Source organism: Sutcliffiella horikoshii (assembly GCF_021991925.1).
In the GTDB taxonomy this organism is placed as follows: domain Bacteria; phylum Bacillota; class Bacilli; order Bacillales; family Bacillaceae_I; genus Sutcliffiella_A; species Sutcliffiella_A horikoshii_F.
Genome location: NZ_RXZI01000006.1, coordinates 18569 through 44308, shown reverse-complemented (window position 1 = coordinate 44308; position 25740 = coordinate 18569). Strand labels below are relative to the sequence as shown.

Below are 25740 nucleotides of genomic sequence, written 5' to 3'. Positions count from 1 at the left end.
ACTATTTGTCCATAAACAAGCCATTAAATTATAATATGATTTTAAAAATATAAATTATTACTTTATAATAATTATAAAAAAGTATTGATTTTTGAATGATAACTGTTATCATTATAAATGTGATCTTACTCTTTATATCGAGGTGAAGGATGTTGACAACAAATAATAGACTTACAACAAGCTGGGGGGCTCCAGTGGGAGATAACCAAAACTCCATCACTGCAGGCTCAAGAGGGCCAACACTCATACAAGATGTACATCTTTTAGAGAAGCTTGCCCATTTCAACCGCGAACGTGTACCTGAACGTGTAGTGCACGCCAAAGGTGCAGGTGCTCATGGATACTTTGAAGTGACAAATGATGTTACCAACTATACGAAGGCAAAATTCCTTTCAGAAATAGGAAAGCGCACCCCACTCTTTGTCCGATTTTCCACAGTAGCGGGTGAGAATGGTTCCGCGGATTCAGTTCGTGATCCAAGAGGGTTTGCTGTGAAATTCTATACAGAGGACGGAAACTATGACCTAGTCGGAAACAATACACCGGTGTTTTTCATTAGAGATGCCATCAAGTTTCCCGACTTCATCCATACACAAAAGCGTCACCCTCAAACGCATCTGAAAAATCCAAATGCCGTTTGGGATTTCTGGTCACTTTCACCTGAATCCCTTCATCAAGTGACCATCCTGATGTCTGACCGTGGCATTCCTGCTACTTATCGACATATGCATGGTTTTGGAAGCCACACGTTCAAATGGGTGAACGAAGAAGGGGAAGGAGTTTGGATCAAGTATCATTTTAAAACAGAACAAGGCATAAAAAACCTGACTGAAGAGGTCGGAACGAATATTGCCGGTGAAAACCCTGATTATCATACGGAGGATCTATTTAATTCCATCGATAAAGGGGATTACCCAGCATGGAAGCTATATGTCCAGATCATGCCTATGGAGGATGCTGATACTTACCGTTTTGATCCATTTGATGTGACGAAGGTATGGTCACAAAAAGACTATCCGTTGATGGAAGTTGGACGGATGGTCTTGGATCGGAATCCAGAGAATTATTTTGCTGAGGTGGAGCAGGCAACTTTCTCTCCAGGAACACTTGTCCCTGGTATCGATGTTTCACCTGACAAAATGCTGCAGGGTCGTCTCTTTGCCTATCATGATGCCCATCGTTACCGTGTTGGAGCCAATCACCAAGCTCTGCCAATTAACCGTGCACGCAATGATGTTCATAACTATCAACGCGATGGTCAGATGCGGTTTGATAACAATGGCGGAGGTTCCGTCTATTATGAGCCAAACAGCTTTAATGGTCCTACGGAAACTCCTGAAAACAAGCAGGCTACCTATGCCGTTACTGGCATGGCGGACAGCGTAGGATATGATCACAATGATCACTATACACAAGCCGGAGACCTATACCGTCTTTTGAATGAAGAAGAGCGTTCCCGCTTGGTGAAAAATATTGTTGGGGCAATGGCTCCTGTGGAAAAGGAAGAAATCAAGCTTCGCCAAGTTGGCCACTTTTACAAAGCTGAACCGGAATACGGCACTCGCATTGCGGAAGGGCTTGGATTAAAAGTCCCACAAGAAGCACGCTAGTTAACTGTATTACTAAATTTACGTTTCTCTTTTATTCTCACTTCTCACTTCTGTCAAGCAGGCACTGTTTATTGGTGCCTGCCTTAAATCTTAACAAAGGGGGGCCATCTTTATGAAAACAACAATATGCAAAACGTGTGAACAGCCTGCAAAGGAATTGAAGCATTCCATTCTCTGTGGGTGTGGGGTTAAAATACGAATCAGATAATGATCGGACCGCAGCTTGTTTAATATTCGATCCAAAAGCCGGCAAAATTAATTGCCCGGAAAGGTTGCTCTCCTTCAAGTTCTATATAGCCCTTTCCAAATATTAAATACCAATCATAAAAGGATTCTCTTACGGGTAGAATCTCTACACTCGTGCTTAATGTATCACCCTCCGCTATCACCGTAGTCAGTTTAGCGCATTCAAAAAATAGTAAGCATTCAAACCCTTCTTTGGAATGGATATATTGTTCAAATGAACTAGGGTGCGTTGGGACTCTTAAGGCAGCAAAAACGATTAACACGATGGCAATCAATAATACAACCTTCGATTTCTTTAATACTTTAATTGGGTATAATGTAATATTGATCCCTATTATTCCAATCAAACTTATCCAGAGTAATGGTTCATAATCAAATACCTTGGAACCTACAAAGCAATTTACCGAAATGAAACATAAATAAATAAATATTGCCTTTCTTTCCCCTAAATCGTTAAGTTCTTTTTTATGCCTTGAACTTATAAACAAAATAAATATAGAAAAGAATAATATAAAAGCCATAAAGAACAACTTTATAATCAAACCAACCATCATTCAGCTCCATCTCTCTATGTGATACTTTATGTAAGTTAACATCCCAAATTTACCCATTTTAATAGGTATAAAAAAAAGACTGGTAGAATGCAAGAATCCAACCAGCTTTCTCCCTTTTAGTTTCCTACCTTTTCAAGGTATATGAACTTATTCTCTTTTGACATGGAAATAGAAGACAAGAGAATCCTCCACCCCTTTAGAGGACTTCCACATTTAAAATGCAGCGTGTCCTTTTCTCCAAGCTTCAGTGTATAGCTTCTACTTACACACCAATCCACCTTTATCTGAAAGGTATAAGTTCCAGGTTCTAAATCAATGGTTTCTTTCCCCCCATTAGCAATTTCACCGATAATTTTTTCATTAGCCAAAATCTGATAGTTTCTCATCTTGTTTGCAAATTGATCATCACGCTCGAAGATTACTTTAGCCATCTACATTCCTCCTACTCTATTTTACTAAATCATACCAGAAATTTTACCCATTTACTAAATTTTACAAACCTCTCCTATCTATTCTTATAACTTTAACTAGCTTGTTCCGACTGTTTTTTCGTATTAGAAGAATAGATTAGGATATTCCGGTCTCGGAATGGAAGGATTTTCTCCTCACATAGAAAAAGGCAGCTTTACCGTAAGCTACCCTTTCCATTTATCCTTGCTCTATACAAATTCTAATGAAAGGAACGCCAAAAAGCCCCTTTTTTATCAATGATACTAGCAATCTGCTTAAAAGGTATTTCAAAAGTCGGAAACCCTGCCGCATATGGAGCTATTTCATAAGGTTCGAAGTAAAGAAACAAAGAATCTCTCGACACGTAGAATGGCTGGTCGGGCTTTATACTTGTGAAAGCATCAGGGAAATAGTTATCAGGGTTTTCCTGTATTTGTTTCACAACCAAATCACTTAACACCTTTACATAATCGCTGTTCGGTTTGAACAGATCTTTCAGCGTATAAATCTTACCAGAATCAATGTCTATCGGGACCATGATTTGTGTCGGCATACCATGAGCTGCACCAAAAGGATAATTGTAACCGTTAAGTTCTAAGATTAATAAGTTCTTTTTATGGAATTGAACCGAAAAATCACCTGTGTAATTATAATCTAACTGTTTATCCGGTGGAACGGGTATTATTTGAGATTGCGTACGTAGGACTTCGTTCACTTTTTTCTCTGCTTCTTTGTTTTTCATCCCTTGTAGCTGGGGAAAATACACTAGATAATCCTTATTCGGGCGGTACTTTTCCTCACGGATAGAAACGTTCCTATTTACTGGGATGAGCGAATTTTGAGCGTACACCAAATTTCCATTTTTATCATAATAGGACAACCTCTGATCTACAAATGCTTTTACTAGCTGGCCCTCGATGGACAGCGTTCCAATACCATCAATAACAGGAAGGTCCTTCGCTTGTCTGCCGCTCTTGTTGATAAAGAAACTTTTAATTCCTTGCGTGACTGAGCTATATTCTCCCTTAAAATTGTTAACTGTATCATATTGAAAATCCGTCATTATCTGTCCACTCACTGTATCGGCTATTGCATAGGTGGAGCCAACAAATGGTTGCTCAGGGTTTATTGCTTTACCAATCGAAGCCCTGTTTCCTCCAAGTTGGTTTATGTCATTGAATCTTGGAGGAATGATATATTTACCAGTCTTATCAATTAATCCGTATCTATTTTTATAATCATTAGAAGCATTGACTACAGCCCTTCCCCCTTGAAAAGGCAAGGCCATCCCAAATTGCGGCTTAATAACGATACTCCCTGCCACATCAACATAACCGGCTTTATCCTGGTAGGTTCTTTTAAAAGAAATAAGCCCTTCACTCAATCCACTCATCTGTTCATACGGGTAAGTTTGAAGTTGGGTTCCTGTTGAATCTAACAAAGCATACAAGCCATCTCTCACTTGTACATGTGCTTTCCCCTCACTCATATCAAACGCATACTGATATTGGGCAGGTATCGCTACATTCCCGTTAAGATCTAAGTATCCGTAAAGTATGGATCCACCATTTTTCGAATCCTGGAAAACTGCACGCCCTCCCTGATAAGGGCTGATAAACGAGTACGGTCTTTGGGTCAATACTTTACCTTTTTCATTTAAAACAACAGAACCGCCTTCATTTAACATGGCAATCGCACGGCCCTCTGTAAAAGGTAAAATGGAGCTGTACATAGGGCGAACCACAAATTTACCTGTTTGAGTAATTATCCCTGCTGCTCCACCTTTGCGGACAATCGCCAGGCCGTTTTGCTGGAATTCACCGGCATCTTCGAAGGTCGGCTTTAACACAAACTTCCCCTTCTCATCTATATATCCCCACTTTGTTCCTTCAACTGTTCTAACGGAAGCAGGAAACAAACGCGGTTTAATTATTCTTCCGAACATATATGTGGTCACCCCATTAGTTTTTGATATCTTATGGGGTTTTACCTTGATGGGTGAAGGTCTAAGTTGTACAGTTAAATTTAGATAAAGATAGACTAATTGTTATATGTATTGTAATCCATCTGCCTCGCAAAGATTGAATACATCAATCCGATTGTCTATGATAGCTTCAATTTTTGAACGGCTCTTTGTTGTAGGGAAGAAAACACATAATGAAACTCCACATCTTTTAATTTTCCTTTTAACACATTCGACTGACGTAAACCTTCTTCATTTAAGGGCAGACCATTTCTCCCTTGCATTCTTCCCTCTTTATTAAAATCTGTTTGACCGTGCCTGATGACGAAGATCATGGTTGTATCATCCTTTCTAAATTATCCTTGGTGTACTGCAAAATCATACGTAAGACATAAGTCTCCCTCTCAATCCATCCGTTATGCCCACTTAGCTTTTGTGCAAGTTCATTTTGAGAAATTGCTTCTTCTATCAATATCCATTTCGGAGTAAATCCCTGTTCTATCTCATATCCCTCAAGCTGTTGGGCGACTTTTTCTCCCCTGCATTCACACAGGTAATAATGGGAATTCATTTCAAATAGGACATCGTGGTTGAAAATATCCTCTCTTGTTTCCACAAACACACCAAATTTTTCTCCTACCAACGTATCTGCATAGCCCGTTTCTTCTAACACTTCTCTGATTAGGGCTTCTCTATGAGTTTCTTCTTGCTCCACACCCCCACCTGGAAATTTGAAATCACCTTTGTTGGAGTGAACCATCAATATATGCCCATCCCTGATTACAATCGCCCTGACAGCTTTCCTTACTTTTATATGTTTGTTTTCTTCTTTTTCTATTCCTATAAACCTATTAAAGTACATATTTAACAACCTTTCTCTTAAAAGCCCAAATCTTCTTTTTTTATCCAGCCAATGGCATTTCCACCTCCAATTAATACCATATATTACATATTATCTACCACATTGTAGTTACAGTCCCTTCAAAGTTGTAGAAGGTTAAAGTTCAGTGGTAGAAGGTTGTTTGGGAAATGTAGAAAGTGTTCGGGAAATTGTAGAAGGTGACAGTTAAAGAGTCAAAGCGGACGGATTAATGGTAGAAGCTCATATTTCCATACAAATAATAAAAAGCAGGTGCACTCTCAATAGAGTCACACCTGCTCACCTTCACTTCTTGTCACTGTATAACGATTTTGAACAAGTCCTGATGGGAACGAGAAACTTTTAACAAACTCAAGCTTATTTTCTTGTTCTGTTTCTATAAATAACCTCACGCCGTTACCTATTAATATTGGAATGATGGAAGGAACAAGCTCCATATGCCTTGTTCCTTCTTCCCTCCCCTATTGTTCAGACACTTCCAGAGGAAACATCCCCGCTTCCTTCAGTGGTGCCAGATCTTCATCATCCAATGACATTTCAATGAAAATCCCTTCCTCATCCTCCTCAAACAGTTCAGCCAATTGAGTGGCTGACTTCTCGAATTGCCCTAATAAGGACAGATAGCATGCACGATTATATAAAAGCATGGCGTCTTCAGGATCAATTTCTAATGCACGATCCACCATTTCTAATGCCTCTGGGAATTCACCATTCAATCTTAAGACGATACTAGCTTCATTAAGTATGTGAGTGTCTTCCGGTTCCATCTCCAATGCTTTCCATATCGTTTCTTTCGCTTCCATTACTCGATGGGTTTCTCTGAAAAGAAGTGCAAGCTGATAATATGCTCCCGGATCTTCAGGGTCGGACTCGATTACTTGTTTATAGGCTGATTCCGCCTCCTTCATGTGACCTTGTAATTTAAGGATATAGCCAAACTGCAACAGATACCTTGATGATTCATCTTCGGCTAGACACCTTTCCACCGTCTCTCGCGCTTGAAGCAGGTATAGATGATACTTTTTATCCGGTGCTTCTTCTAGATACTCAATAATGGTGGCAGTTAGTTCGTAAGCGACATCTATGTCCCAATAATATTTCAGGAACTTTTCGTATGTCTTAATGGCATCTGTTTTCATATCAAGTTGCAGGTAGACATCCGCGAGCCAGCAGACTGCTGTTACATTTTCTCTGTCATGTTTCAAAGCATTTTCATAAAGACTGACCAAGATGCCGAAATCTACACTTAGTCTGCCAAAGTTTTTAATTTTTTTGAACCAATTCTTTTTGGTAAGATCATATTCTTCTTTTTCTCTTCTCTCCAAAAGCACTTTGTCAAAGGCAGCTGCTGTGTACATACTGACTTTGCTCTTTTCTTGGTCCGAAAGTTTAAGTCGATTTACGACTTTTTCCAATGTAAGCATGGAGCCAGCCTTAACATGGATTTCTACAAAAAGCTCATACAGGTTTCGGTTTTCCAATTCCTTATGAATTAAAGGCAGAATCGCTTTTTTAGCTTCAGAAAATTTCTTCTTTCGTACCATAATTTGAATTTGATGCATGAGAAGTGGGGTCTCCTCAGGTTCCAAAGCAATGGCTTTCCTCACAAACTCCTCTTCTGCCCCGTAGTCCTCCAACGCTCCAAATACATAAGCAAGGCTGTCATACACAAAGGAAGCATTTCGACCATTTAGTAGACTTTCTAGTTCCTCTTTCAGTTCCAATAACTCATTTTCCTTTAACAGGGAAGCGAAATATTCGATATTGATGGCATAAGGGTTAAGGGCAAATGCCTTACGGATATGAAAAAGCTCTTGCACATTGTGATTTAACCGTTGACAGATGTCAGCTATATTGATGTGGGCTTGAACATGAGTAGGATCAAGCTCTATTACCATTTTGTAGTATTTTCTGGCTTCTTTATCTTCCCCTTGCTTTACTAAAGTCTCTCCTAAACGGTAAAGTGGGAGTATTTCATAGGCCTTTGAAAGACCCAATTCATAACATTCTTTTGCTTGATACAACAACCCGCTACTTTCATACAGGCATCCCATATACGTTGGATAGAGATAGTTTTCCACGTCATTTTCGTGTTTGACCTGCAGAAAATGCATCCCTCTTTCTGTATAAGGAGTATCTTCAATTAGGTTGACATACAGTTCCAATGCGTCTTCCCTATTGGAAGGGGCATGGTTAATTCCTTTTTCTAACAAGGAAAGTGCTTGTTCCAAATGGCCACGAGGTGCTTCCATTTCCAGGGCGGCTTCCCACATATACTTCCCTGCATTCACCAAATATTCACTGTCATCCTGGAACTTTTCATAATGCTCATTCAACCAAGCATACGCTTCATTGAATTTCCCTTCTTCTTTTAAAAGGTGCCCAATATTCACCCAGCCAGAAGGGTCCTCGGGGTACTTTTCTGTTGCTCGTAGGTATTGAGCTCTTGCATTCTCATACTCTTTCTCGCGCTCATAGAAGTCACCAAGTTCAAGGAGAAGTAGAATCGCTTCCTCCGTTTCTTTTAACCCCATTTGTAAAAGAGGTTCCACCTTTTCTGGTTGCATAAAGATAAATTCGTAAAGGTGGGACAGCTCTCGATAAGGGACGGCTATTTCGGGATCGAGTGAAATGGCTGTCCTGAATCCTCTTTCTGCATGACGGTATCGTTCTAGCTCCTTGTCACATCTTGCTCTTTCAAACCATGCATGACCATGGGCCTTTACTTCCTTTAGAACCGAACTAAATTGTTCTCTTGCCTCAGTATAAAAGTTATTATCAAACAAAATCATTCCATGGTTGATTCTGGTGAATGTATCCAGATCGTTAATATCCATGGCAATCTTGGAGTAATGAAGAGCCTGTTCAGCCAAACCTAAAAAGGAAGTGGATAGGGCAAGGTAGGACCACAGTACAAAGTCATCCGCTTCAAAAGTGATTCCTTTTTCAAAGCATCTTGCCGCCTTTTCATGTTCATTCTTCTCGTAATGGATTCTTCCTTTTAGATACCAGTAGGCAGATTGATAATAATTAGGTTTCACATGTTCAAGGTATTCTTCCGCCCGGCTCCACTTTTTAACACGGACATAAGCCATTGCAATGATAAGATATTTATATTCTCTTTCAAAATTAGATTTTTCCACAGCCGTTGCAGCTTGTTCCAGCAAGTCTTCTTCATCCTGCTTTGCAAGGAATTTCAAGTAACTTGCAGCGACGATTATGTTTGTTATATTATATCGGATGAATCTTCTATCCGCTTCGGCAAACTCTTCATGACAGTTTTCGCCGAGCACCTGTATTCTAGCAGCAACCTCATGTTCCGTTTTGTCTAAAAAATGGAGGGACGAAGCCTGTTGTGATGGAACGACAGCAATTGCTAACGCGTGACTATTGCTGAATTCATCTTGAAATTTCTCATATTCCACATAAACGACATCCGACAGGTTTGGATCCTGTATAAGCAGACACTGCAAATTATCATCATACCCGACGACCACCTGTACATGGGAGGACGTAGGATATTCCAAACTCATGATGACAGAAATATCTGATTGTAACATCTGTTTGATCGAGTCGACATTGCTATAGAAATATCTGCAGTAAAATCCCCTTTCCTCCAAGAAAGAGATAGCCTTAGAGATACTAGAACCTGAAACGTTAAAAATGGACTCCGCCACTTCCTCTTGTGAAACGTGATGGCCATACATACTGAATACCATCTCAAGACTCGCTGGTACACAGTAGTTGCTCTTTTGGACCGTCGGTTTGTACTTTTTAATAAAGATAGATTCTCTATTTACCGTTTCTGGCAGATGTTTAAAATGGGACTGAGTGGCGACCGTTTCGTGCTTTTGCAGGTAAAGAAGTAACGATGACATATCATGCTGATGGTAATAGCTTTCTGCCATCCACAAGCTGTTGACGGTCTGATAGCTATGAAAAGGGGTAACCTCTAGAAGTGCGTTAACCGTGCACCTCAGTTCGGACCATTCTTTCGTTTTATAATGGTATCGCAGTTTTTCCATTTGTATTCTTGGAAAGTCAGGATAATGAAGCATGGCCCGATCGATATAGCCTTTCGCTTCCTGCCAATTTCCTTGAAGCATATAATGTCTGATTAACATTCCAAAGGCATAGACTGCGTCTTTCTTATCCTGAAGTCCTTCAAGGAGCAGACTAATTCCTTCATCCCACTCCCCTTTTTGGAGATAATAATAACCCCAGCGTGTTTTCATGGAATCGGAAGTCAATTCTTCGCATTTCTTCATATAATCATAGGCAGCTTGATAACGTCGCATCCGAATACAGGCAATAGCCAGATTATATAGGATTTTTTCTTCTTCTTTTTTTGAGATGTCTTCATCCAATAATGATAAAAGCATGGTCTCTGCTTTTACTAGCTCTCCTTGGTCCATCAGTTCTTCGGCATACCAAATACTGGACGCTACCGTTTTCTTTTTCCGGTACTTAGCCCTTATCAGCATTCCAGAAATATCATCCATCAGAGCAAAGTCCATGACCTGTAGGATCGGTCTCAATTCATCGTCCGATAACGCTAGAACCTCACGGACCGCTAACAATCTCGGCTTTTTCGTATATTCGGTGAAAGTATCCATAAATAGTTGGAGCGCAGCTTGATAATCAGTTTCTTCCATTAATTGTGCCAACTGCTTTGTTATCATCATGATTTCTCCTCTGATCCCATTCAAAATTTTTACATAACTAGATTAAATATACGACGATTCTTATCTCTTTACCATCAATTTTTCAGACAAAATAAAATGATTCAAAAAGAAAAAAGCTACCTATAGGCAGCTTTTCTTTCAAGGCTCATCCGCTTTTCTTAAAACCTCCTTTTTCTAATAGATTGCCCTTGTGTCTATATATGGAAGAGACATATTTTATACGATCTGAGTGCATGATATCTATCGGTGTTACATCTCCTGTAACCAAATCCTCCACCAGATCTATCCCTATATGTTGAAAAGCCTTATCGATTATTTCGGAACAGATATAACGGTCCTGTTCATGTATGATGATGTTCCAACGAAAATAACGTTTCACACATAATGAAATAAGCCGCCACCAATCATACCCTTTGGAAGTGGATACCTTTCTTTGTAGGAAAAGGAGCAGCTCTTTTTGTTGAACACTCGTCAAGTTCATTTTCAATCTGTATAAATCATATTCCTTATACGGATTCTTCATGATTTCCATTTTACGATATAAATCAACTTCACATATATGCTCTTCATCTACTGCAATGGTCACATGGGTGTATTCAGATTTAAGAAAAAAACGAATAAAAGGGCTGAAATTGCAATTCCCTTTTACAAAAAGTAAATCCCCGACTTCCATTCTCATAGTTCCACCCCATCAAAGATAAAATTAGGTAAATTATCCCTATATGTATCTATCTTATTATATAATAAACTTTCAGCCATTTTTACTAATCATCAAATTATTTCTTTCATAAGAACAAGTTGGTTCATATATCGATTTACATTATAATGGGGATACTAGAGTTAAAGGAGTTAATAGGTTATGAACAAAAAAGAGATGGAACAAGCAATCATACAAAACTATCAAAAAGAAGAGAATATGATGATACTGGTCTTTGCTCAATGGTGTATTAACCATGACTTAGATCCATTTTCGCTTTATATGAAAGCATATCCTGACCAGGCTAATAACCCTGCACTTGCTCATGCATTGGAATTGACAGTGTCTAAGGAAGAGGCCGGGGATATATCAAACGATACGGTGCTCGGTGTATTAGCTATGTTTGGTAATGATGACTTAGCTTTTGTAGTGTCAGAGGAAATGGAAAAGCTAAAAAAAGATAGGTATTAACAAATGTAAAGAACGGCGTAAGCAGCCTATTTCTGCTTACGCCGTTCTTTTATTTTTTTCGTGTTTAACATGTACGTTTCCTCTACTAGCCCATATGATTAAAGGCAATAACAGAAGGGATAAAAGCCCGCCACCAATTGACAGGTGCGAATAGCTCGTATGGGCAACCACCATCCCCGACATCATGCCTCCAGTTGCCCCAGATAATGCGACCAGCACATCCATAGAGCCTTGTACCTTTGCACGTGTGGAAGGCGTGGTGGCATCCACAATCGTTGCCGTCCCGCTTATCAACCCAAAGTTCCAGCCCAAACCTAGTAGGGACAAAGCCAAGATTAATACAAATAAATTGTCACCAGGGGCAGTCGCTGCAACAATACCCGCAAGAAGCAGCGTTACCCCCGCCGCTGAAGCCATTGCGGTTCGACCGACCTTATCTACCAGGACCCCGGTAATTAATGACGGCAGATACATCGCTCCAATATGAATACCTATGACAAGACCAATTGCATCCAGGCCGTGTCCATGGTGACCCATATGAATAGGTGTCATCGTAATAATTGCAACCATTACCATCTGAGTCAACACCATTACGGATCCACCGACGATGATTCCTCGGTTATTCTTTGCATGATAGGCATTTGGTTTTTTCTCCGAATTTATCATTTTCCCATGTTCCATTGCTTTAGAAACCAATAAAGGGTCTGGTCTCATAAAGACAAGTAATATCATTCCAGCCAAAATGAATGCTACCGCTCCTAAAATAAAAGGACCCGCTAATGAGGGTACACCTATTGAAATTGCGGAATCCCCCATTACACCTACGAGATTGGGTCCTGCAACTGCCCCGAGTGTCGTTGAAACCAGTGCAATACTAATTGCTTTACCTCGTTGCTTGGCAGATGCAAGATCTGTTCCAGCATATCTCGCTTGTAGATTGGACGCCGTTCCAGCACCATAAAATAGAAGGGAGAAAAACAACAACCACACATTATTGGTGATAGCTGCAAGCACTACACCTAGCGCACTAATTCCTCCAGTCAGGAACCCTCCAGCCAAGCCAATCCGGCGACCAAACTTTTGCGATACCCGCCCTATCAAATAAGCCGCTCCTGCTGAACCTAGAGTCAATAAGGCAACGGGAACACCTGAGTAAGCATCGGTACCAAGCATATCCTGAGCCAATAAGGCCCCTACTGTAATACCTGCTGCCAGACCTGCTCCACCAAATATTTGTGATAGAACGACTATTAAAAGTGTTCTTCGATATAATTGTTGCAATTTTTCAGGGGAAGCGACTATTTCTTCCGATGTTGTTTTAAGACCATGCATCATACTCTCCCTCTAATCCAGACAAACTTTTCTTCCTATTTTAGCATGCTTTCATCAAAAGGTTTACTGTTTTTAACATATATTTCTTTATCCCATCATAAAGAATTTTAGAAGAACTTATGAGGGGATGATACGATGCGGACAGAATATAGACGATGGTCCCACTATCCATATCAAGGAGAGCAAATTCCCCCTGTTGGAAATCCTAATGCTGGCTTTTGGCCTATGTTTTTCATTAGGAGAGAGGGAGTAAGTAGATTCCTAGATCCTTTTGGAAGCGAAATTATATGGCAACTTAAAGAACCTTTATCCATAAATTGGAGTGACGAACTTCAGATTGTAGAACAAACCATGAGTGTCATTACTCCTCAGCAAATACAGAGCGCACAATATTGGGCTACTGGTGAGATAGCTGAAAAATTCTCTACTATGCTTTATGATTTCGCTGAGAAATATCCGATGGGATCCCCAAATTGTGCCCGCATGCAAGGATTCTTCCATGCAACCATGAATGACGTTTTTGTCGTTTGTTGGTATTTAAAATATTTATGGGATGTTGCCCGTCCGAATCAGTATGGGAGAAATATTAGAAAGCTCATGGATACACCCATATTTCCAGCCTACCCTTCTGCACACGCATGCTTGGCAGGCGCAGCTCAAGAAATAATGACATATTATTTCCCTCAAGAACAAGCCCGAATTAAAGCTACCACTGATGCTTCTGCTCAGTCCCGGTTGTATGCTGGCGTTCATTTTAAAGTCGATAATGATGAAGGGTTGCGACTCGGCAGGCAGATCGGCAGAATGGTTGTGGAAGTGTTGAAGGTTCAAAATGTGAAACAGTAAATTAGTTGTTTAAGGAGGAAACTTTCTTAACACTTAACCGTATAAAATAATTATGAACATACTTTAAGCTGCAATTTCCGACTTAGAGTGTCTTCATACATAAAAAAACAATCTCTCATAGGAGTACCATCCATGAAACAAATCACAATGAAAGGTTTAATGAACCTGTTGGGGCTAATGATCTTACTAGGCATGATCATCATGGCCATAACCAATCCATTGACCATAGATCCAACCATAGGAATTTATCAAAACGAGAAGGCTGTCATGAAAGGAACTAAGATTCTCAAGTTTGCCATCTTTCTTCTGGTCTCAAGCTTCACCTATTTTCTTCTTGTTCAATTATACTTTTCCACTAAAATGGGACGAAAGTTTTTTTTCATTATTCTAATTATCTTAGCCATCGCCTCGCCGCTTGTTGCTATATATCTTGAAAGGTGATTCATTTTGAGTAACCTTTCTTGGTCTTCTCTTGTTAAATCGTTATTGCGTAAATACAAGTGTCCGTTAGTCTTGTCCCATCAGCCGATAAATCTTCATTTTTTAGTATGGCTTCCAATTCGAAGCCTAATTTTTCAGGAATGGACCTGCTTTTATAATTGGTGGATTCACATTTGATTTCCAGTCTATTAAACTTAAAATAGTTTATACCTAGTTCCTTTATGCATTTGACAGCTTCCTTCATATATCCTTTTCCTGTTGAATGGGTAACTGTCCAATAACCAATCTCACATTTTGAAACCTCCCAGTTGATGGCCAACAAGGTGATTACACCGACAAACTCCAAAGTGTTCTTCTTTAACATCAAGTATCTAAAAGATTTCCTATTAATGAAATCATCATAAGATTTTATGAGATTGTTCTCTGTTTCTTCCACAGTTGGGACACTCTGCGCAAAAGGTAACCACTCTTTCAGCTCTTTATGGGAATATCGAATTGCTGCATTGACCATGGCCCCATCGCTTACTTCCGAAGGCGCGCGTAAAATCAATCTTTCTGTTATAAGGGTATGTGGAGCATCTTTTGAACATTCGTTCATTTGCCTCCACCAGCCTTGATCGCCTTCAAAACATTTTCCTTTAATGTAAGATACTGTATCAAACTTGTATCTTGAAAGGCTTCTGCTCTGTTGGAGAAAATATCGGTATATAGAAACTCATTTTCAAATTGTGAAACGGTAAAATCATAGCGAATTCCATTTAGCATGTTGCAGAAATGCCAACCTTCTTGTGTAAAGGTTTTTACAATTTCTCCACCTAACAAGTCCTGAACTACTAATGAAGTAACTCCACATTGCCCTTTAGCTGGATTCTCTAGACTCCACTTTGAACTTGTCGATATAGACCAAGACTCAGACAGAGCCTTTAACAAAGTATCAATATCGGTTATTATCTGTTCATTGGAAGAGACATTCGCCTGACTTATCATTTTTTCAATCGTGTTTATTACCAGATTTGGTTCATCATTTTGTATATAGTGAGCACTATTTTCAGCATGTATAAATTGACCATTTGTCGTGAACCTTAGAATCTCCTCTTGCATCCTGTTCCATAAGAATTGAGATTCTATAGAGTAATGGGCTTTTTTCACTGCTGCCACTACGATAGTTGGGGTATCCGTCACTCTATTACTTATATGAAGCTGTTCCAAACTTTCCATGAACTCTTGGAGGTCTCCTTCAAGAGTGAACTGTTTATTATACGCTTCTTTGAATTCTTTAGACATCGTGGGGAGGAACCTTTGCGAGTATCCTTCTGGAGTAGAGTCTATCAACACTAACCCAGCTACCTCCTGAGGGTACATATTATTAAATAAACGCATGTTTACACCACCGGATGAATGACCTACAAGAATATAGGGTGGCAAGACATTCTTACTCTTTAGGAGTTCTCTTAGTTCCTCTACCATAAATAGGCTTGTCCTCGGATTAGAGCTTCTTTCGCTTTTTCCAAGTCCAGCTCTGTCATATAAGAGTACTTGAGTTAAGTTAGAGATAGGAGGATATATGGATTCCCAAGCTTTTGAATAGTCTCCATATCCAGCGTCCATGATGACAGTTGGAGATTCATTTAATTTACCATATAGTTTACAATCCAAGTGGAAACTGACTGAATTCATTCCGATTCCCCTTACTTTACAAAGCTACTATTCTGCTTTGGTTTCTCAATTTTTATTTCGGGCTTATGTAAGTCCACCAGTTCAATAACCTCGTTTACTAATCGTTCCAAATCTACAATACTTTCCCTCGGATTCCCGAGTAAGATTTTATTCATTCTTGGAAGAAAGTCATTTGGTTTTATATGCATTTGTTTTATTTTATGAGGCATCCACTTATACGCAGGATGATGCACATACAGCGAGTTTAATCCAAACAGAATACCCATCACTTTCTGTTGCACATCACATAACACACTATATAACATCAGCCAATCCTTACGTTCTAGGAGAGCATGGCGGTTATTCCACCTACCTCCAAAATCAAGGTTGTCTGAAATCATCCTCGTCGAAAGTCCGCTCGGGTAATTGGCCACTTTTCTTTTATACAGATTTATTGTATCTTGACCATGCAATCCTACCCCATTTTGAATGGATGCAATAAGACATTGTTTATCAAAACATACGTCAGATTTCATTACTACATCTTCTATGAAAGATTGGATGGTTGAAGTAAGAAAACTACTAATCTCCAATTTAATCCCATCAGGTGTTATATAGGACTCCGACCATTCTTCGTCTTCATATGGATGGTACGTTAAGATCCTTCCTTTTACTGAATGAATAGGTCCATTTCTATCTTTATCGGTAGGGGCCTCCTTCCAAATAATATGTAATTCAATGTCTGAAAACTCATCTTCCCAACTTAAGGCAACGGATCCGGCTAGGAGGATGGCATCTATCTTTGGATTTTCTTTGTATATGGCTGCCATTTCCATGGCTTTGTGTTTTAACTTCATTATATTCTCCTTCCAATTTTATGATTTCGGTGTATAAAATACATCAACGTTCTCAGCGGCTTACTTTTCATATTCCTCCAATTGCTGCTCTTCTATGATGTCAATGTTGCGTTTATTTTCTACATAACGAAGGATGTGCTCCCTGATATTTGGATAAAGAATCACCTGGTCCAATTCGGATAAAGGAATCCATTTCACTCCTGTCTGATTGGGATCTGGATCGGGTGGCAACCTTGGGGTACTGCCTTCTTTAAGGGTGCAATCAAACATTAAGCCAAATGAGTGAACATCTCCGTACTTGTGGTTGTTTAAGTGAGGGGCATATTCATATACAAATGCTAAAGGGCCAACTTCCACTTCAATGGACGCTTCTTCTTTCGCTTCTCTTTTGACAGCTTCCATTACCGTTTCGCCTGGCTCCGTACCACCAGCAGGCAAGTTGTAATGTAAACCATTTTTATCATGGAATTCAATCAATAAAATAGAGGCATCTAGGACGATCAAAGCGCCAGCTCTAACTCTAATATGATATGACATCTATCTAGAACCTACCTTTTTACAGTATTCTTTCCATCACTTGGAATGGTTGCATCTATGTCGTTTTGTATCACCCAGGAAACAACCGTTGTACTGTCCAGTACGTTTTTTGATTGAATATCCTCTAGTAATTTCCTTACTCCGACTGCATTAGTATCGACATCTTGGAACATGCGGTAAATATATTTTGCATCGCTATATAAAGTATTTGGGCATTCTACTAACCCATCTGTTGTCATGAAAATATGGTTTTCACCAGTCCGCAGTTCCTTCACACCCATACTATAACTAGGAACTTCCTTGTTGAATGTACTTTCTTTCCCAACCCACTCAAAAAAGCTACGATGGTTTTGATGATATTCACCCAATCTCTCCAGTTCAGGGTGATGAAGTAGCAGTAAACAGTCTCCTATCGAGAACCACCATAAATATTTTTCTTTACGAAATGCAAACAAACAGGCCGTCTCTCCCTGAACATTTTCGCATTCCTCTATGAAGCTTTCGCTTTGAAAGATATCCAGGACCAGGTCATTTAAACTTGCAAATAATTCTTTTACTGGAAAAGAGAAAACATCTAAAAACCTATGTTCGTTCTTTTCCATTGTTGAAATAACCAACTCGGCACTTTCTGCTGTACAATGGGCATCTAGTATTATTACAAACTCCCAATCTTTATTTTCATCACACCAGATTAAACAACCATCTTCATTTTTGTATTGCCCGGCAGTGGAATTGCCGCCAAAACGACCGAGAACGACCTTTTCTCCAACATTCATTACACTGATTTCGTCCAGAAAGTTTTTCTTGCTTCCTACCCAACTTAGTTTATTCACCCGTTGCATTCCTCCCTTAACTTCCTAAATACTTTGTTGGAAGCTGTTCTTCTATAAGTTCTTTCTTGAAATAAACTTTATATGCTTTTGCACTTGGCCTCGAACTTATAATATGTTCGAGTTTGTTGTTCACGTAATGGAGGGCAACACCGTCATCGGTTGCAATACCTGAACTAATTTTACTGCTTGCTACCATTTCGTGATAGGAAGGTCTCCTTTTTTCTTCCCCGTCATAATGAGGGCAGTTACTTCCTTCCAGGAAACCTAAGCACTGAATAGGCTCCAATTCATCACCAAAAGAGTCCGTCACTCCTTCTTGAAACCAACAAATGGACCCTGCACTAATGCCGGCCAGTAAAATTCCTTGGTCATATGCTTTTCTGAGAATGACGTCTAGTCCCCATTCTCTCCAAAGTAATAATAGATTTCGAGTATTGCCACCTCCAACATAAATGATATCTTTTTCTAATAAAAATGTTTCCAAGTCTCTTGTAGGTGGGGTAAAAAGAGAAAGATGGGAAGGCTCACATTCCTCTTTTTCAAAAAACTGATAAAACCTTGCAACATAATTTTCCGCGTCACCGCTTGCAGTGGGTATAAAGCATATTTTAGGTGTGGACTTATTTGATTGTTGAAGGATATAGCGATCTAACAAAGGGTTCTCAGCTTCCATGGAGAATCCACCTCCACCGAGGGCAATCAGTTGTTTCATATTTCATTCTCCTTTAAAATGTTTTGAGCTATTTATGGTATATTGTACCATATTGTAAAACTTGATGATTTCGAATTATCCAATTATAGATTAATTTGCACATAAAAAACACCGAATCTAAATCCGGTGTTCTTACTCATTTATGAAATTTTGTGTTTTAGGAGATATAAAGCAGAGGTGTAATGTACAGGGGATTAGTAAGAAGTTTTTTGTTGGATATTTTCTTATACTTCTGCGTTTTTCTCTAATCTATTTACCCTGAATTCCAATTTGGCGTTCTTTTCGATTAGAAGATCTGTATCAAATTTAAATGAATCGAGTCTTTCGTTTGTGGCGTTAAGACGTAGATCAATCTTTTTCATATCACGACGGTATTCCTCTTTATATTGTTTAAATTCAACTTTTAGCGTATCCACATCACTTTTTAATGTAGTAACATCACTCTTTAATGTACTAATATCACTCTTTAATGTACTAACTTCACTCTTTAATGTATTAACATCACTCTTTAATGTACTAACATCACTCTTTAATGTATTAACATCACTCTTTAATGTATTAACATCATTCTTTAGCTCTCTTATGTCTACCTTCATCTCGTTTATTCCTTGCAAAATTTGCTTCAACAGATCGTTTTCCACTAAACTCACCTCCTCTAGTCCATTATAGCATGTTTATTCGTTAGCATGTACAAACAACGAAGAACTTATAGGCAAAAAGACCCGTACCGTACTTTAAGAATAATACAAGATCAAGTTAACATAGTGTTTTATAAGGAGTTATTCTTTTCTAATATCTACCTAAGCTTCAACCAAGGGGCTGATTGTTTTGTACAAGAATAATCATAAACAATTAATTATACTTTTAGGTATTTTCCTATTACTATTTATTGTAGTTAATGTTGTTCGGCATGTGCGGATTTATGTTGTTTATAGTTCGGGTGTTGGACCATTTTTTGTAGGGGGACTAATAATTTTGGCTATAGTTGTTCTTTATGTCAGAAGGTAATAAAATAGATCCAAATAAAAAACAGGAAGGATTTTTGCTCCCTCCTGTTTAGGTAATCAACCTTAAAAAGCCTCAAGCTTCACATGTTCATCCACAATCAACGTAGGCTCCGTCGAATTCTGGATATCCTCCACCGTAAAGCCGCTTGCAACTTCCACAAGTTTTAAGCCCTGCTCTGTTACATCCATCACTGCACGGTCTGTGATGATCCTATCCACCACACCTTTACCGGTCAAAGGCAAGGTGCATTCTTTCAAAATTTTCGCTTCTCCTGCTTTATTGACGTGATCCATTATGACGATGATTCTTTCAGCCCCATGAACAAGGTCCATCGCACCACCCATACCTTTAATCATTTTGCCTGGGATCATCCAGTTGGCAAGATCGCCATTTTCGCTCACTTCCATGCCACCCAAAATGGCAATGTTAACATGCCCGCCACGTATCATTGCGAATGATTCTGCGCTATCAAAATAAGCTGCTCCAGGGATAGCCGTTACCGTTTCTTTCCCAGCATTTATCAGGTCTGCATCCACATTCTCTTTTGTCGGGTAAGGTCCGATACCTAAAAGACCGTTTTCTGATTGAAGAACTACCTGTTTATTATCGGATATGTAATTCGCCACAAGGGTGGGCATTCCGATTCCAAGATTCACATAGTAGCCGTTCTCAATTTCTTTTTCAGCTCTTTTTGCTATTTTTTCGCGGTTATTTATTGTTGTCATCGTTTGTTCCCCTCCTTGCTAGTCTCTTGTGGTAACACGTTCGATTTTCTTTTCTTGCTGTCCTACGATTAGTCGTTGAACATAGATGCTAGGTGTCTGAATTAGGTTCGGATCTAAATCACCTATCTCTACAAGCTCTTCTACTTCAGCGATGGTCACTTTTCCTGCAGCAGCAATCATTGGGTTAAAGTTTCGAGCCGTTTTGTTATAAATGAGGTTCCCCATTTTATCAGCCTTTGTTGCTCTCACTAAACTGAAATCAGCACTGTATGCTTCTTCAAGTAAGTATTCTTTCCCATTGAATTCACGAACTTCCTTGCCTTCCGCAATTGGAGTCCCTACTCCTGCCGGTGTATAGAATGCAGGAATTCCTGCTCCGCCTGCTCTGATTTTCTCCGCAAGCGTACCTTGAGGTGTTAGTTCTACTTCAAGCTCACCAGATAAAACTTGACGCTCAAATTCTTTATTTTCTCCAACATACGAACCGATCATTTTTTTGATCTGTTTGTTTTTCAGTAGAAGTCCGAGTCCCCATTCATCAACGCCGCAGTTATTGGAAATGACCGTTAAATCTTTTACCCCTGTTTCCACAAGTGCAAGAATTAAGTTCTCCGGTATGCCGCATAATCCAAATCCGCCGACCATGATGGTAGCCCCATCATGGATGTCTTTTACCGCTTCCGTAAAGGATGTATAAATTGGTTTCATCTTAGGTTGCACCTCTCTCTTTATATGTTTTCTACAATTGTTGCGACACCTTGTCCGCCGCCGATACATAATGTTGCAAGACCTTTTTTCGCTTCACGGCGTTTCATTTCATGAATAAGTGTTACTAAGATTCTAGTTCCACTGGCACCAATCGGGTGTCCTAAAGCAATAGCACCACCATTAACATTCAACTTTTCAGGATCAAACTGCAATTCTTTGCCGACCGCAAGTGCTTGAGCTGCGAAGGCTTCATTCGCTTCCACCAGATCCATTTCTTCCATGGACTGGCCACCTTTTTCCATCGCTTTCTTCACAGCAGTAACGGGACCGATTCCCATGATGCTAGGGTCTACTCCACTGCTTGCGTTAGCAACGATTTTTACAAGCGGTTTGATACCAAGCTCTTCCGCTTTTTCCTTGCTCATCACCACAACAACCGCAGCTCCGTCATTTATCCCGGAAGCGTTACCAGCTGTAACAGAACCATCCTTTTTAAAAGCAGGCCGCAACCCACCTAGCTTTTCGGCCGTCGTTCCTTTTCTAGGATATTCGTCTGTATCTATCGTCAGTATTTCTTTTTTCTTCTTCACTTCTACAGGAACGATCTCGTCTTTGAACTTTCCGTCTTCGATTGCTTGCACTGCTTTCTGTTGGCTGTTAGCAGCAAATTCATCCTGTTCTTCTCGTGTTAATTCATATTTGGTGCAGAGATTTTCAGCTGTCACTCCCATATGGTAATCGTTGAAAGAGCATGTCAATCCATCCGCCACCATGGTATCCACTAACTTCTGATCGCCCATTTTGAACCCGTCACGTGCCCCTTTTAATAAATATGGAGCTTGAGACATATTTTCCATCCCACCGGCAACGACAATGTCTGCATCTCCAGCAAGGATGGCTTGTGTTGCAAGGTGAACTGCTTTTAATCCCGATCCGCATACTTTATTAATTGTCATGGAAGATACTTCTTGAGGAAGGCCTGCTGCCATCGCTGCTTGTCTTGCAGGATTCTGACCGAGCCCTGCCTGCAAAACATTTCCCATGATTACTTCATCTACACTATCTGGTGCAAGCCCCGCTTTTGCGAGCGCTTCTTTAATCACAACTGATCCTAACTGTGGAGCGGAAACATCTTTGAATGCCCCACCAAAGCTTCCAATCGCTGTTCTGACAGCGCTTACAATGACTACTTCTTTATTCGACATAATTTCCTCTCCTCTCGACTGATTAATTTCTAGATTCATGTCGAAAATCCTTCTTTTTTTATAAAATTTCTATTATTCTTGCTTTTATCCCCTTCTATTCCATAAAATTAAGAATGGGAGAAATTATTCGTAAAGGGGGAACAACTATGAACTTGCCGTCCAAAGCCACTATTATCGAAGTCGGCCCTCGTGATGGGTTACAAAATTTGAAAACATTTGTACCAACGGATGCGAAAATTGAATTTATAAGTGAATTAAAGAAAGCCGGTATCCAGGAGATGGAGCTGACCTCCTTTGTCTCACCAAAGTGGGTACCGCAAATGTCAGATGCCGCTACTATCATCGAAAGTTGCAATGATCGTGAGTCTAGAAATTTTGTGTTGGTACCTAATCAGAAAGGCATTGCAAGATTAAGAAGCACCTCTTGTAATAATGCAGCTGTGTTCGTTGGGGTGAGTGATACATTCAATAAGAAAAATATCAATAAAACTACCGAGGAAAGCTTGGTAGAATTGGAACCTTTAGTAAAAGAACTAAAAGAACAAGGGTATTTTGTGCGTGCCTGTATTTCAACTTCGTTTTATTGTCCTTACGAAGGGAAAATAGCAATGGAAGATGTTGTTTCATTATGTAAGCGCTTTGTTGCTTTTGGAGTGGATGAGTTGAGTGTTGCAGATACAATCGGAATGGCGAATCCAAAGGAATCTTTTCAGCTTTTCTCTGTTTTGAAAAAGGAACTAGGAGATGTGATGTTAACCGCTCATTTCCACAACACCCGCGGTATGGCCCTGGCAAATATTTTTGCTGCCCTTCAAGCAGGCGTGGACCGATTTGACACGTCAGCAGGAGGGCTTGGTGGCTGTCCATTTGCACCGGGAGCATCTGGTAATGTTGCAACGGAAGATGTTGTTTATATGCTAGAGCAAATGGGCATTGAGTCAGGTATCAACTTGAAGCGTGTCGTAAGAGCCTTGGAGAACCTCCTACCTCATTTGGACAAGCAATATGAAAGTCAGTATTTTAAACTTGTACAAGCGAATGGTACTGCTGTACCACCCGGTGTATAAATCCTTGCTCCCTTACCCACATTAAATAGGAGAATAAGGAAGGGAGAGGCCTATATGTCCAAGCATAATAAGCATAATGGTCCCAGCCAAAAGGGACAGCCCAATGCTGAAAGCGTGAAACAGGTTGTTTCTGCTGAAGAAGTGGAACGCGCGAGCCATCCGACAAAGCGTCAGAACTCGGAGCAATAATCATAGGTTTTTTATGGATGGAAACTGCAGCGGTGCAGTTTCTTTCTTTTTAGACTATGTATTCCAATACCTTGAACATTGTCCTCATTGTATCCTCAACTCCTAGGTGCAAATAGCATGACACCCACACCGACCAAACAGATCGCCGCTCCAACCCAATCATAAAAATCTGGAGTCTTTCTATCCACTCCCCAACCCTAAAGTACTGAAAGTATAATGAACACTCCCCCATATGCAGCATATACCCTACCAAATGAAGGGAAACTTTGAAACGTTGCTAGGATTCCATATAGCGCAAGGCCAAGTGCACCAGCCAATCCCAAGTAAGCAGCCTTCCCTTCTCTTAGCCAAAGCCATATTAGATAGCCACCCCCTATTTCTGCTATTCCAGCCATGAAAAAAAGAGCAAAAGCATGTATCAAGATCAACACTCCCTAAATATTCCTATCAATTCTATTTACCTTACCTTCAAATAAGGTCTAAAACAATGTATCCAATCATATTTTGTAAAAAGTGTTATATGAGCGAACTCCTATAACCCATTCTAATTGAAATAGGTGAGATCTCTATGTATTTTGTATACTTTATGGAAAATAAAAATGTCGTTTTAAGTCAGTACCGAAAAGAGTTTCCGAATGTGGATGAGGAATTGAGAATAAAGGGAAGGAAAGGGAAAGTCTTGAGTGTGATCCATGTGGACGACCGTCATATCAATGTCCATGTGGCCTTGGAGAAAGTAGTAAAAAAAGGCTTTGTGGACTTATCGAAAAAGAAAAAGAAATAGGTTCAAAGTTTAGAGGTTCTCAATGGAAGAACCTCTTTTTTGAATCTATTCGACCAAAGCAGCCCCTTACTTTATGTTCTGTCTAATAGAATCTTCCCTATACCAACGAGGAACATGCTCCCTAAAATCATCATGATCTTTTAAAACATCCATCGCATAGCGAGACAACAGATCATACTGCTCTTCTCCCATTTTCTTACCCCACACGAATGCTGAAACTACATGCATCGCACTATAGAGAGCAAATAACTTCCAGAATTCCTCACTAATTTTTTCTCCACCATTGTATCCATCAATGGCACCCATGGAAAAAGGAACACTTACCTTTATTCCAAAAAAGCCGAGTTTTTGTAAGTCATGTAGGGGATCTCCCCAGTCCATTCTCTGAAAATCAATAAACCCATTGAATTCCTTTCCTTCTACAATAAGATTACTAGGATGAAAATCATCGTGCTGGAATCTGTTAGGACGTCCATCCATCAAGTACTCATTTGATTTTATATAGCTTATAAGATTACTACATACCCCGGTATCTAATTCTTCTAGTAACCTTAATTCTTCTATGTATCTGTCACTTTTTCTTTTCTTAACGATGTTCCATGGTTCAGAGCCAACCGGTGCAGGATACTCATGCAATTTTCTTAATTCCACCCCTGCTTGAAACCCAACTTGATACTGCTCCAATTCTGTCAAACTACTTAACGCCTCTTCCCCATCTTTACCTGGCAGATATGACAATACCATATAAGCCACCCCTAAGTTTTCCTGTACACTAAATCCGATTGCTTCTGGCACAAAATCCGAAAATGAGGATAACACCATAATGGTTTCAAACTCTATCCTTCTATGATTTGCATCTTCTATAGGAAAAAGACGGATAAGATACTTATCATCCATTACGAACTTCTGATCATTTGAAAAACCCTTGGTAAGTTGTTGTATACTCTTTGCTTCTCTCATGAACGGAATTTCTTGCTGCATAACTTTGACCATTCTAACCACATCCCCTTTATTTACGATGCATAGAGATTTATTATCCATCATAACTCTATTTCGGTCCATTAGATTTTTAAAATATTGCCAATACAATGAGGACAACAATCAAGATAATAAGGAAAACTCCTGTAACCTTCCAACTCACGGCGCCTACAAGGTCAACCAAGCTACCAACCATCCCTCGAGTCAATCCGTCATTAAATGTTCCACCTGGATTCTTTTTCCATTCCTTTTGTTTTAATCTTTCCCTCTTTCTCTTTGCACTATCTTTTTCTCCCACTTGGACCC

At 39.7% G+C, this 25740-nt stretch carries 28 protein-coding genes and 2 pseudogenes; 7 read left to right on the top strand and 23 right to left on the bottom strand.

Annotated features, from left to right (window positions below; genetic code table 11):
* The first annotated feature begins 149 nt into the window (after window positions 1–149).
* Window positions 150–1610 (top strand): catalase KatA, encoded by a 1461-nt coding sequence (katA, locus tag EKQ44_RS15180; RefSeq protein ID WP_237664396.1) that lies wholly within the window; start codon window positions 150–152, stop codon window positions 1608–1610.
* Window positions 1611–1837: 227 nt separating this feature from the next.
* Here the strand turns inward: katA and EKQ44_RS15175 are convergent, their stop codons facing one another.
* The 8 genes from EKQ44_RS15175 to EKQ44_RS15140 all read right to left on the bottom strand — a co-directional run bounded on the left by EKQ44_RS15175 (window position 1838) and on the right by EKQ44_RS15140 (window position 11067).
* A complete protein-coding gene (locus EKQ44_RS15175; RefSeq protein WP_237664395.1) occupies window positions 1838–2410 on the bottom strand; it encodes a hypothetical protein in 573 nt (190 codons plus the stop codon).
* A gap of 116 nt (window positions 2411–2526) precedes the next feature.
* A complete protein-coding gene (locus EKQ44_RS15170) occupies window positions 2527–2841 on the bottom strand; it encodes a hypothetical protein (protein ID WP_237664394.1) in 315 nt (104 codons plus the stop codon).
* 239 nt (window positions 2842–3080) lie between these two features.
* Window positions 3081–4805 (bottom strand): WG repeat-containing protein, encoded by a 1725-nt coding sequence (locus EKQ44_RS15165; RefSeq protein ID WP_237664393.1) that lies wholly within the window; start codon window positions 4803–4805, stop codon window positions 3081–3083.
* Between the two features lie 158 nt (window positions 4806–4963).
* Entirely contained in the window at window positions 4964–5158 is a 195-nt protein-coding gene (locus EKQ44_RS15160) for a histidine phosphatase family protein (RefSeq protein WP_237664392.1), read from the bottom strand.
* Window positions 5155–5685: an NUDIX hydrolase gene (locus tag EKQ44_RS15155; RefSeq protein WP_237664391.1), complete on the bottom strand. Its 531-nt coding sequence runs from the start codon at window positions 5683–5685 to the stop codon at window positions 5155–5157. Before EKQ44_RS15155 ends, EKQ44_RS15160 begins: the two co-directional genes overlap by 4 nt.
* Window positions 5686–5972: 287 nt before the next feature.
* A complete protein-coding gene (locus EKQ44_RS15150) occupies window positions 5973–6140 on the bottom strand; it encodes a hypothetical protein (RefSeq protein ID WP_237664390.1) in 168 nt (55 codons plus the stop codon).
* A gap of 24 nt (window positions 6141–6164) precedes the next feature.
* The gene (locus tag EKQ44_RS15145; protein WP_237664389.1) at window positions 6165–10388 is read right to left on the bottom strand and encodes a tetratricopeptide repeat protein; all 4224 of its coding nucleotides are present in this window, start codon (window positions 10386–10388) and stop codon (window positions 6165–6167) included.
* A gap of 145 nt (window positions 10389–10533) precedes the next feature.
* Complete coding sequence (locus tag EKQ44_RS15140; RefSeq protein WP_237664388.1) at window positions 10534–11067, bottom strand: hypothetical protein; 534 nt, start codon at window positions 11065–11067, stop codon at window positions 10534–10536.
* A 180-nt stretch (window positions 11068–11247) separates the two neighbouring features.
* Between EKQ44_RS15140 and EKQ44_RS15135 the strand changes: the two genes are divergently transcribed.
* Window positions 11248–11556, top strand: a complete 309-nt coding sequence (locus EKQ44_RS15135) for a hypothetical protein (protein WP_237664387.1) — start codon at window positions 11248–11250, stop codon at window positions 11554–11556.
* A 36-nt stretch (window positions 11557–11592) separates the two neighbouring features.
* Here the strand turns inward: EKQ44_RS15135 and EKQ44_RS15130 are convergent, their stop codons facing one another.
* On the bottom strand, window positions 11593–12891 hold the full coding sequence (locus tag EKQ44_RS15130; RefSeq protein ID WP_237664386.1) for an MFS transporter: 1299 nt from the start codon (window positions 12889–12891) through the stop codon (window positions 11593–11595).
* Between the two features lie 132 nt (window positions 12892–13023).
* Between EKQ44_RS15130 and EKQ44_RS15125 the strand changes: the two genes are divergently transcribed.
* Window positions 13024–13734 (top strand): vanadium-dependent haloperoxidase, encoded by a 711-nt coding sequence (locus tag EKQ44_RS15125; RefSeq protein WP_237664385.1) that lies wholly within the window; start codon window positions 13024–13026, stop codon window positions 13732–13734.
* A 132-nt stretch (window positions 13735–13866) separates the two neighbouring features.
* Complete coding sequence (locus EKQ44_RS15120) at window positions 13867–14175, top strand: hypothetical protein (protein ID WP_237664384.1); 309 nt, start codon at window positions 13867–13869, stop codon at window positions 14173–14175.
* A 34-nt stretch (window positions 14176–14209) separates the two neighbouring features.
* Here the strand turns inward: EKQ44_RS15120 and EKQ44_RS15115 are convergent, their stop codons facing one another.
* From EKQ44_RS15115 to EKQ44_RS15070, 11 genes and pseudogenes are all read right to left on the bottom strand, one after another.
* Window positions 14210–14773 carry a GNAT family N-acetyltransferase gene (locus EKQ44_RS15115; protein WP_237664383.1) on the bottom strand — a complete coding sequence of 188 codons (564 nt, stop codon included), beginning with the start codon at window positions 14771–14773 and terminating at the stop codon, window positions 14210–14212.
* A complete protein-coding gene (locus tag EKQ44_RS21655) occupies window positions 14770–15162 on the bottom strand; it encodes a YunG family protein (protein WP_462366262.1) in 393 nt (130 codons plus the stop codon). The genes EKQ44_RS15115 and EKQ44_RS21655 overlap by 4 nt, the downstream gene beginning before the upstream one ends.
* Window positions 15157–15852: pseudogene (locus EKQ44_RS15110) on the bottom strand (alpha/beta fold hydrolase); the annotation flags it as partial. The gene EKQ44_RS21655 and the pseudogene EKQ44_RS15110, both read right to left, overlap by 6 nt.
* 11 nt (window positions 15853–15863) lie before the next feature.
* On the bottom strand, window positions 15864–16688 hold the full coding sequence (locus tag EKQ44_RS15105; RefSeq protein ID WP_237664382.1) for a DUF4037 domain-containing protein: 825 nt from the start codon (window positions 16686–16688) through the stop codon (window positions 15864–15866).
* A gap of 60 nt (window positions 16689–16748) precedes the next feature.
* Window positions 16749–17225 (bottom strand): NUDIX domain-containing protein, encoded by a 477-nt coding sequence (locus tag EKQ44_RS15100; RefSeq protein WP_237664381.1) that lies wholly within the window; start codon window positions 17223–17225, stop codon window positions 16749–16751.
* 11 nt (window positions 17226–17236) lie between these two features.
* Window positions 17237–18067: a protein phosphatase 2C domain-containing protein gene (locus EKQ44_RS15095; RefSeq protein ID WP_237664380.1), complete on the bottom strand. Its 831-nt coding sequence runs from the start codon at window positions 18065–18067 to the stop codon at window positions 17237–17239.
* A gap of 7 nt (window positions 18068–18074) precedes the next feature.
* The gene (locus EKQ44_RS15090; protein ID WP_237664379.1) at window positions 18075–18770 is read right to left on the bottom strand and encodes a Type 1 glutamine amidotransferase-like domain-containing protein; all 696 of its coding nucleotides are present in this window, start codon (window positions 18768–18770) and stop codon (window positions 18075–18077) included.
* 224 nt (window positions 18771–18994) lie between these two features.
* Window positions 18995–19411: a hypothetical protein gene (locus EKQ44_RS15085; protein WP_237664378.1), complete on the bottom strand. Its 417-nt coding sequence runs from the start codon at window positions 19409–19411 to the stop codon at window positions 18995–18997.
* Window positions 19412–19840: 429 nt separating this feature from the next.
* On the bottom strand, window positions 19841–20503 hold the full coding sequence (locus EKQ44_RS15080; RefSeq protein WP_237664377.1) for a CoA transferase subunit B: 663 nt from the start codon (window positions 20501–20503) through the stop codon (window positions 19841–19843).
* Between the two features lie 18 nt (window positions 20504–20521).
* The gene (locus EKQ44_RS15075; RefSeq protein ID WP_010194325.1) at window positions 20522–21211 is read right to left on the bottom strand and encodes a CoA transferase subunit A; all 690 of its coding nucleotides are present in this window, start codon (window positions 21209–21211) and stop codon (window positions 20522–20524) included.
* 20 nt (window positions 21212–21231) lie between these two features.
* Window positions 21232–22416 (bottom strand): acetyl-CoA C-acetyltransferase, encoded by a 1185-nt coding sequence (locus EKQ44_RS15070; RefSeq protein WP_237664376.1) that lies wholly within the window; start codon window positions 22414–22416, stop codon window positions 21232–21234.
* 146 nt (window positions 22417–22562) lie between these two features.
* Here EKQ44_RS15070 and EKQ44_RS15065 point away from each other — a divergent pair, with 146 nt between their 5' ends.
* Both EKQ44_RS15065 and EKQ44_RS21475 read left to right on the top strand, forming a co-directional pair.
* A complete protein-coding gene (locus tag EKQ44_RS15065) occupies window positions 22563–23483 on the top strand; it encodes a hydroxymethylglutaryl-CoA lyase (protein ID WP_237664375.1) in 921 nt (306 codons plus the stop codon).
* 54 nt (window positions 23484–23537) lie between these two features.
* Window positions 23538–23672 (top strand): hypothetical protein, encoded by a 135-nt coding sequence (locus EKQ44_RS21475; RefSeq protein ID WP_269151683.1) that lies wholly within the window; start codon window positions 23538–23540, stop codon window positions 23670–23672.
* A gap of 95 nt (window positions 23673–23767) precedes the next feature.
* Here EKQ44_RS21475 and EKQ44_RS15060 read toward each other — a convergent pair.
* A pseudogene (locus EKQ44_RS15060) lies at window positions 23768–24094 on the bottom strand (YnfA family protein).
* A 146-nt stretch (window positions 24095–24240) separates the two neighbouring features.
* Between EKQ44_RS15060 and EKQ44_RS15055 the strand changes: the two are divergent.
* Window positions 24241–24456 (top strand): hypothetical protein, encoded by a 216-nt coding sequence (locus tag EKQ44_RS15055; RefSeq protein ID WP_237664374.1) that lies wholly within the window; start codon window positions 24241–24243, stop codon window positions 24454–24456.
* Window positions 24457–24522: 66 nt separating this feature from the next.
* On the opposite strand, the gene EKQ44_RS15050 is transcribed toward EKQ44_RS15055, so the two are convergent.
* Both EKQ44_RS15050 and EKQ44_RS15045 read right to left on the bottom strand, forming a co-directional pair.
* Window positions 24523–25449 carry a phosphotransferase gene (locus EKQ44_RS15050; RefSeq protein WP_237664373.1) on the bottom strand — a complete coding sequence of 309 codons (927 nt, stop codon included), beginning with the start codon at window positions 25447–25449 and terminating at the stop codon, window positions 24523–24525.
* Window positions 25450–25525: 76 nt separating this feature from the next.
* Complete coding sequence (locus tag EKQ44_RS15045; protein WP_237664372.1) at window positions 25526–25732, bottom strand: DUF6366 family protein; 207 nt, start codon at window positions 25730–25732, stop codon at window positions 25526–25528.
* Window positions 25733–25740: the final 8 nt, after the last annotated feature.

Coding starts and splice junctions, on each gene's coding strand:
- EKQ44_RS15125 (WP_237664385.1), top strand. CDS start 13,024: ATGCGGACAGAATATAGACGATGGTCCCACTATCCATATCAAGGAGAG.
- EKQ44_RS15100 (WP_237664381.1), bottom strand. CDS start 17,225: ATGTCATATCATATTAGAGTTAGAGCTGGCGCTTTGATCGTCCTAGAT.
- EKQ44_RS15175 (WP_237664395.1), bottom strand. CDS start 2,410: ATGATGGTTGGTTTGATTATAAAGTTGTTCTTTATGGCTTTTATATTA.
- EKQ44_RS15065 (WP_237664375.1), top strand. CDS start 22,563: ATGAACTTGCCGTCCAAAGCCACTATTATCGAAGTCGGCCCTCGTGAT.
- EKQ44_RS15090 (WP_237664379.1), bottom strand. CDS start 18,770: ATGAAACAACTGATTGCCCTCGGTGGAGGTGGATTCTCCATGGAAGCT.
- EKQ44_RS15050 (WP_237664373.1), bottom strand. CDS start 25,449: ATGGTCAAAGTTATGCAGCAAGAAATTCCGTTCATGAGAGAAGCAAAG.
- EKQ44_RS15070 (WP_237664376.1), bottom strand. CDS start 22,416: ATGTCGAATAAAGAAGTAGTCATTGTAAGCGCTGTCAGAACAGCGATT.
- EKQ44_RS15150 (WP_237664390.1), bottom strand. CDS start 6,140: ATGGAGCTTGTTCCTTCCATCATTCCAATATTAATAGGTAACGGCGTG.
- EKQ44_RS15115 (WP_237664383.1), bottom strand. CDS start 14,773: ATGAACGAATGTTCAAAAGATGCTCCACATACCCTTATAACAGAAAGA.
- katA (WP_237664396.1), top strand. CDS start 150: ATGTTGACAACAAATAATAGACTTACAACAAGCTGGGGGGCTCCAGTG.
- EKQ44_RS15105 (WP_237664382.1), bottom strand. CDS start 16,688: ATGAAGTTAAAACACAAAGCCATGGAAATGGCAGCCATATACAAAGAA.
- EKQ44_RS15120 (WP_237664384.1), top strand. CDS start 13,867: ATGAAACAAATCACAATGAAAGGTTTAATGAACCTGTTGGGGCTAATG.
- EKQ44_RS21655 (WP_462366262.1), bottom strand. CDS start 15,162: ATGATAAGTCAGGCGAATGTCTCTTCCAATGAACAGATAATAACCGAT.
- EKQ44_RS15130 (WP_237664386.1), bottom strand. CDS start 12,891: ATGATGCATGGTCTTAAAACAACATCGGAAGAAATAGTCGCTTCCCCT.
- EKQ44_RS15170 (WP_237664394.1), bottom strand. CDS start 2,841: ATGGCTAAAGTAATCTTCGAGCGTGATGATCAATTTGCAAACAAGATG.
- EKQ44_RS15160 (WP_237664392.1), bottom strand. CDS start 5,158: ATGATCTTCGTCATCAGGCACGGTCAAACAGATTTTAATAAAGAGGGA.
- EKQ44_RS15165 (WP_237664393.1), bottom strand. CDS start 4,805: ATGTTCGGAAGAATAATTAAACCGCGTTTGTTTCCTGCTTCCGTTAGA.
- EKQ44_RS15145 (WP_237664389.1), bottom strand. CDS start 10,388: ATGATGATAACAAAGCAGTTGGCACAATTAATGGAAGAAACTGATTAT.
- EKQ44_RS15135 (WP_237664387.1), top strand. CDS start 11,248: ATGAACAAAAAAGAGATGGAACAAGCAATCATACAAAACTATCAAAAA.
- EKQ44_RS21475 (WP_269151683.1), top strand. CDS start 23,538: ATGTCCAAGCATAATAAGCATAATGGTCCCAGCCAAAAGGGACAGCCC.
- EKQ44_RS15140 (WP_237664388.1), bottom strand. CDS start 11,067: ATGAGAATGGAAGTCGGGGATTTACTTTTTGTAAAAGGGAATTGCAAT.
- EKQ44_RS15055 (WP_237664374.1), top strand. CDS start 24,241: ATGTATTTTGTATACTTTATGGAAAATAAAAATGTCGTTTTAAGTCAG.
- EKQ44_RS15155 (WP_237664391.1), bottom strand. CDS start 5,685: ATGTACTTTAATAGGTTTATAGGAATAGAAAAAGAAGAAAACAAACAT.
- EKQ44_RS15080 (WP_237664377.1), bottom strand. CDS start 20,503: ATGACAACAATAAATAACCGCGAAAAAATAGCAAAAAGAGCTGAAAAA.
- EKQ44_RS15095 (WP_237664380.1), bottom strand. CDS start 18,067: ATGCAACGGGTGAATAAACTAAGTTGGGTAGGAAGCAAGAAAAACTTT.
- EKQ44_RS15075 (WP_010194325.1), bottom strand. CDS start 21,211: ATGAAACCAATTTATACATCCTTTACGGAAGCGGTAAAAGACATCCAT.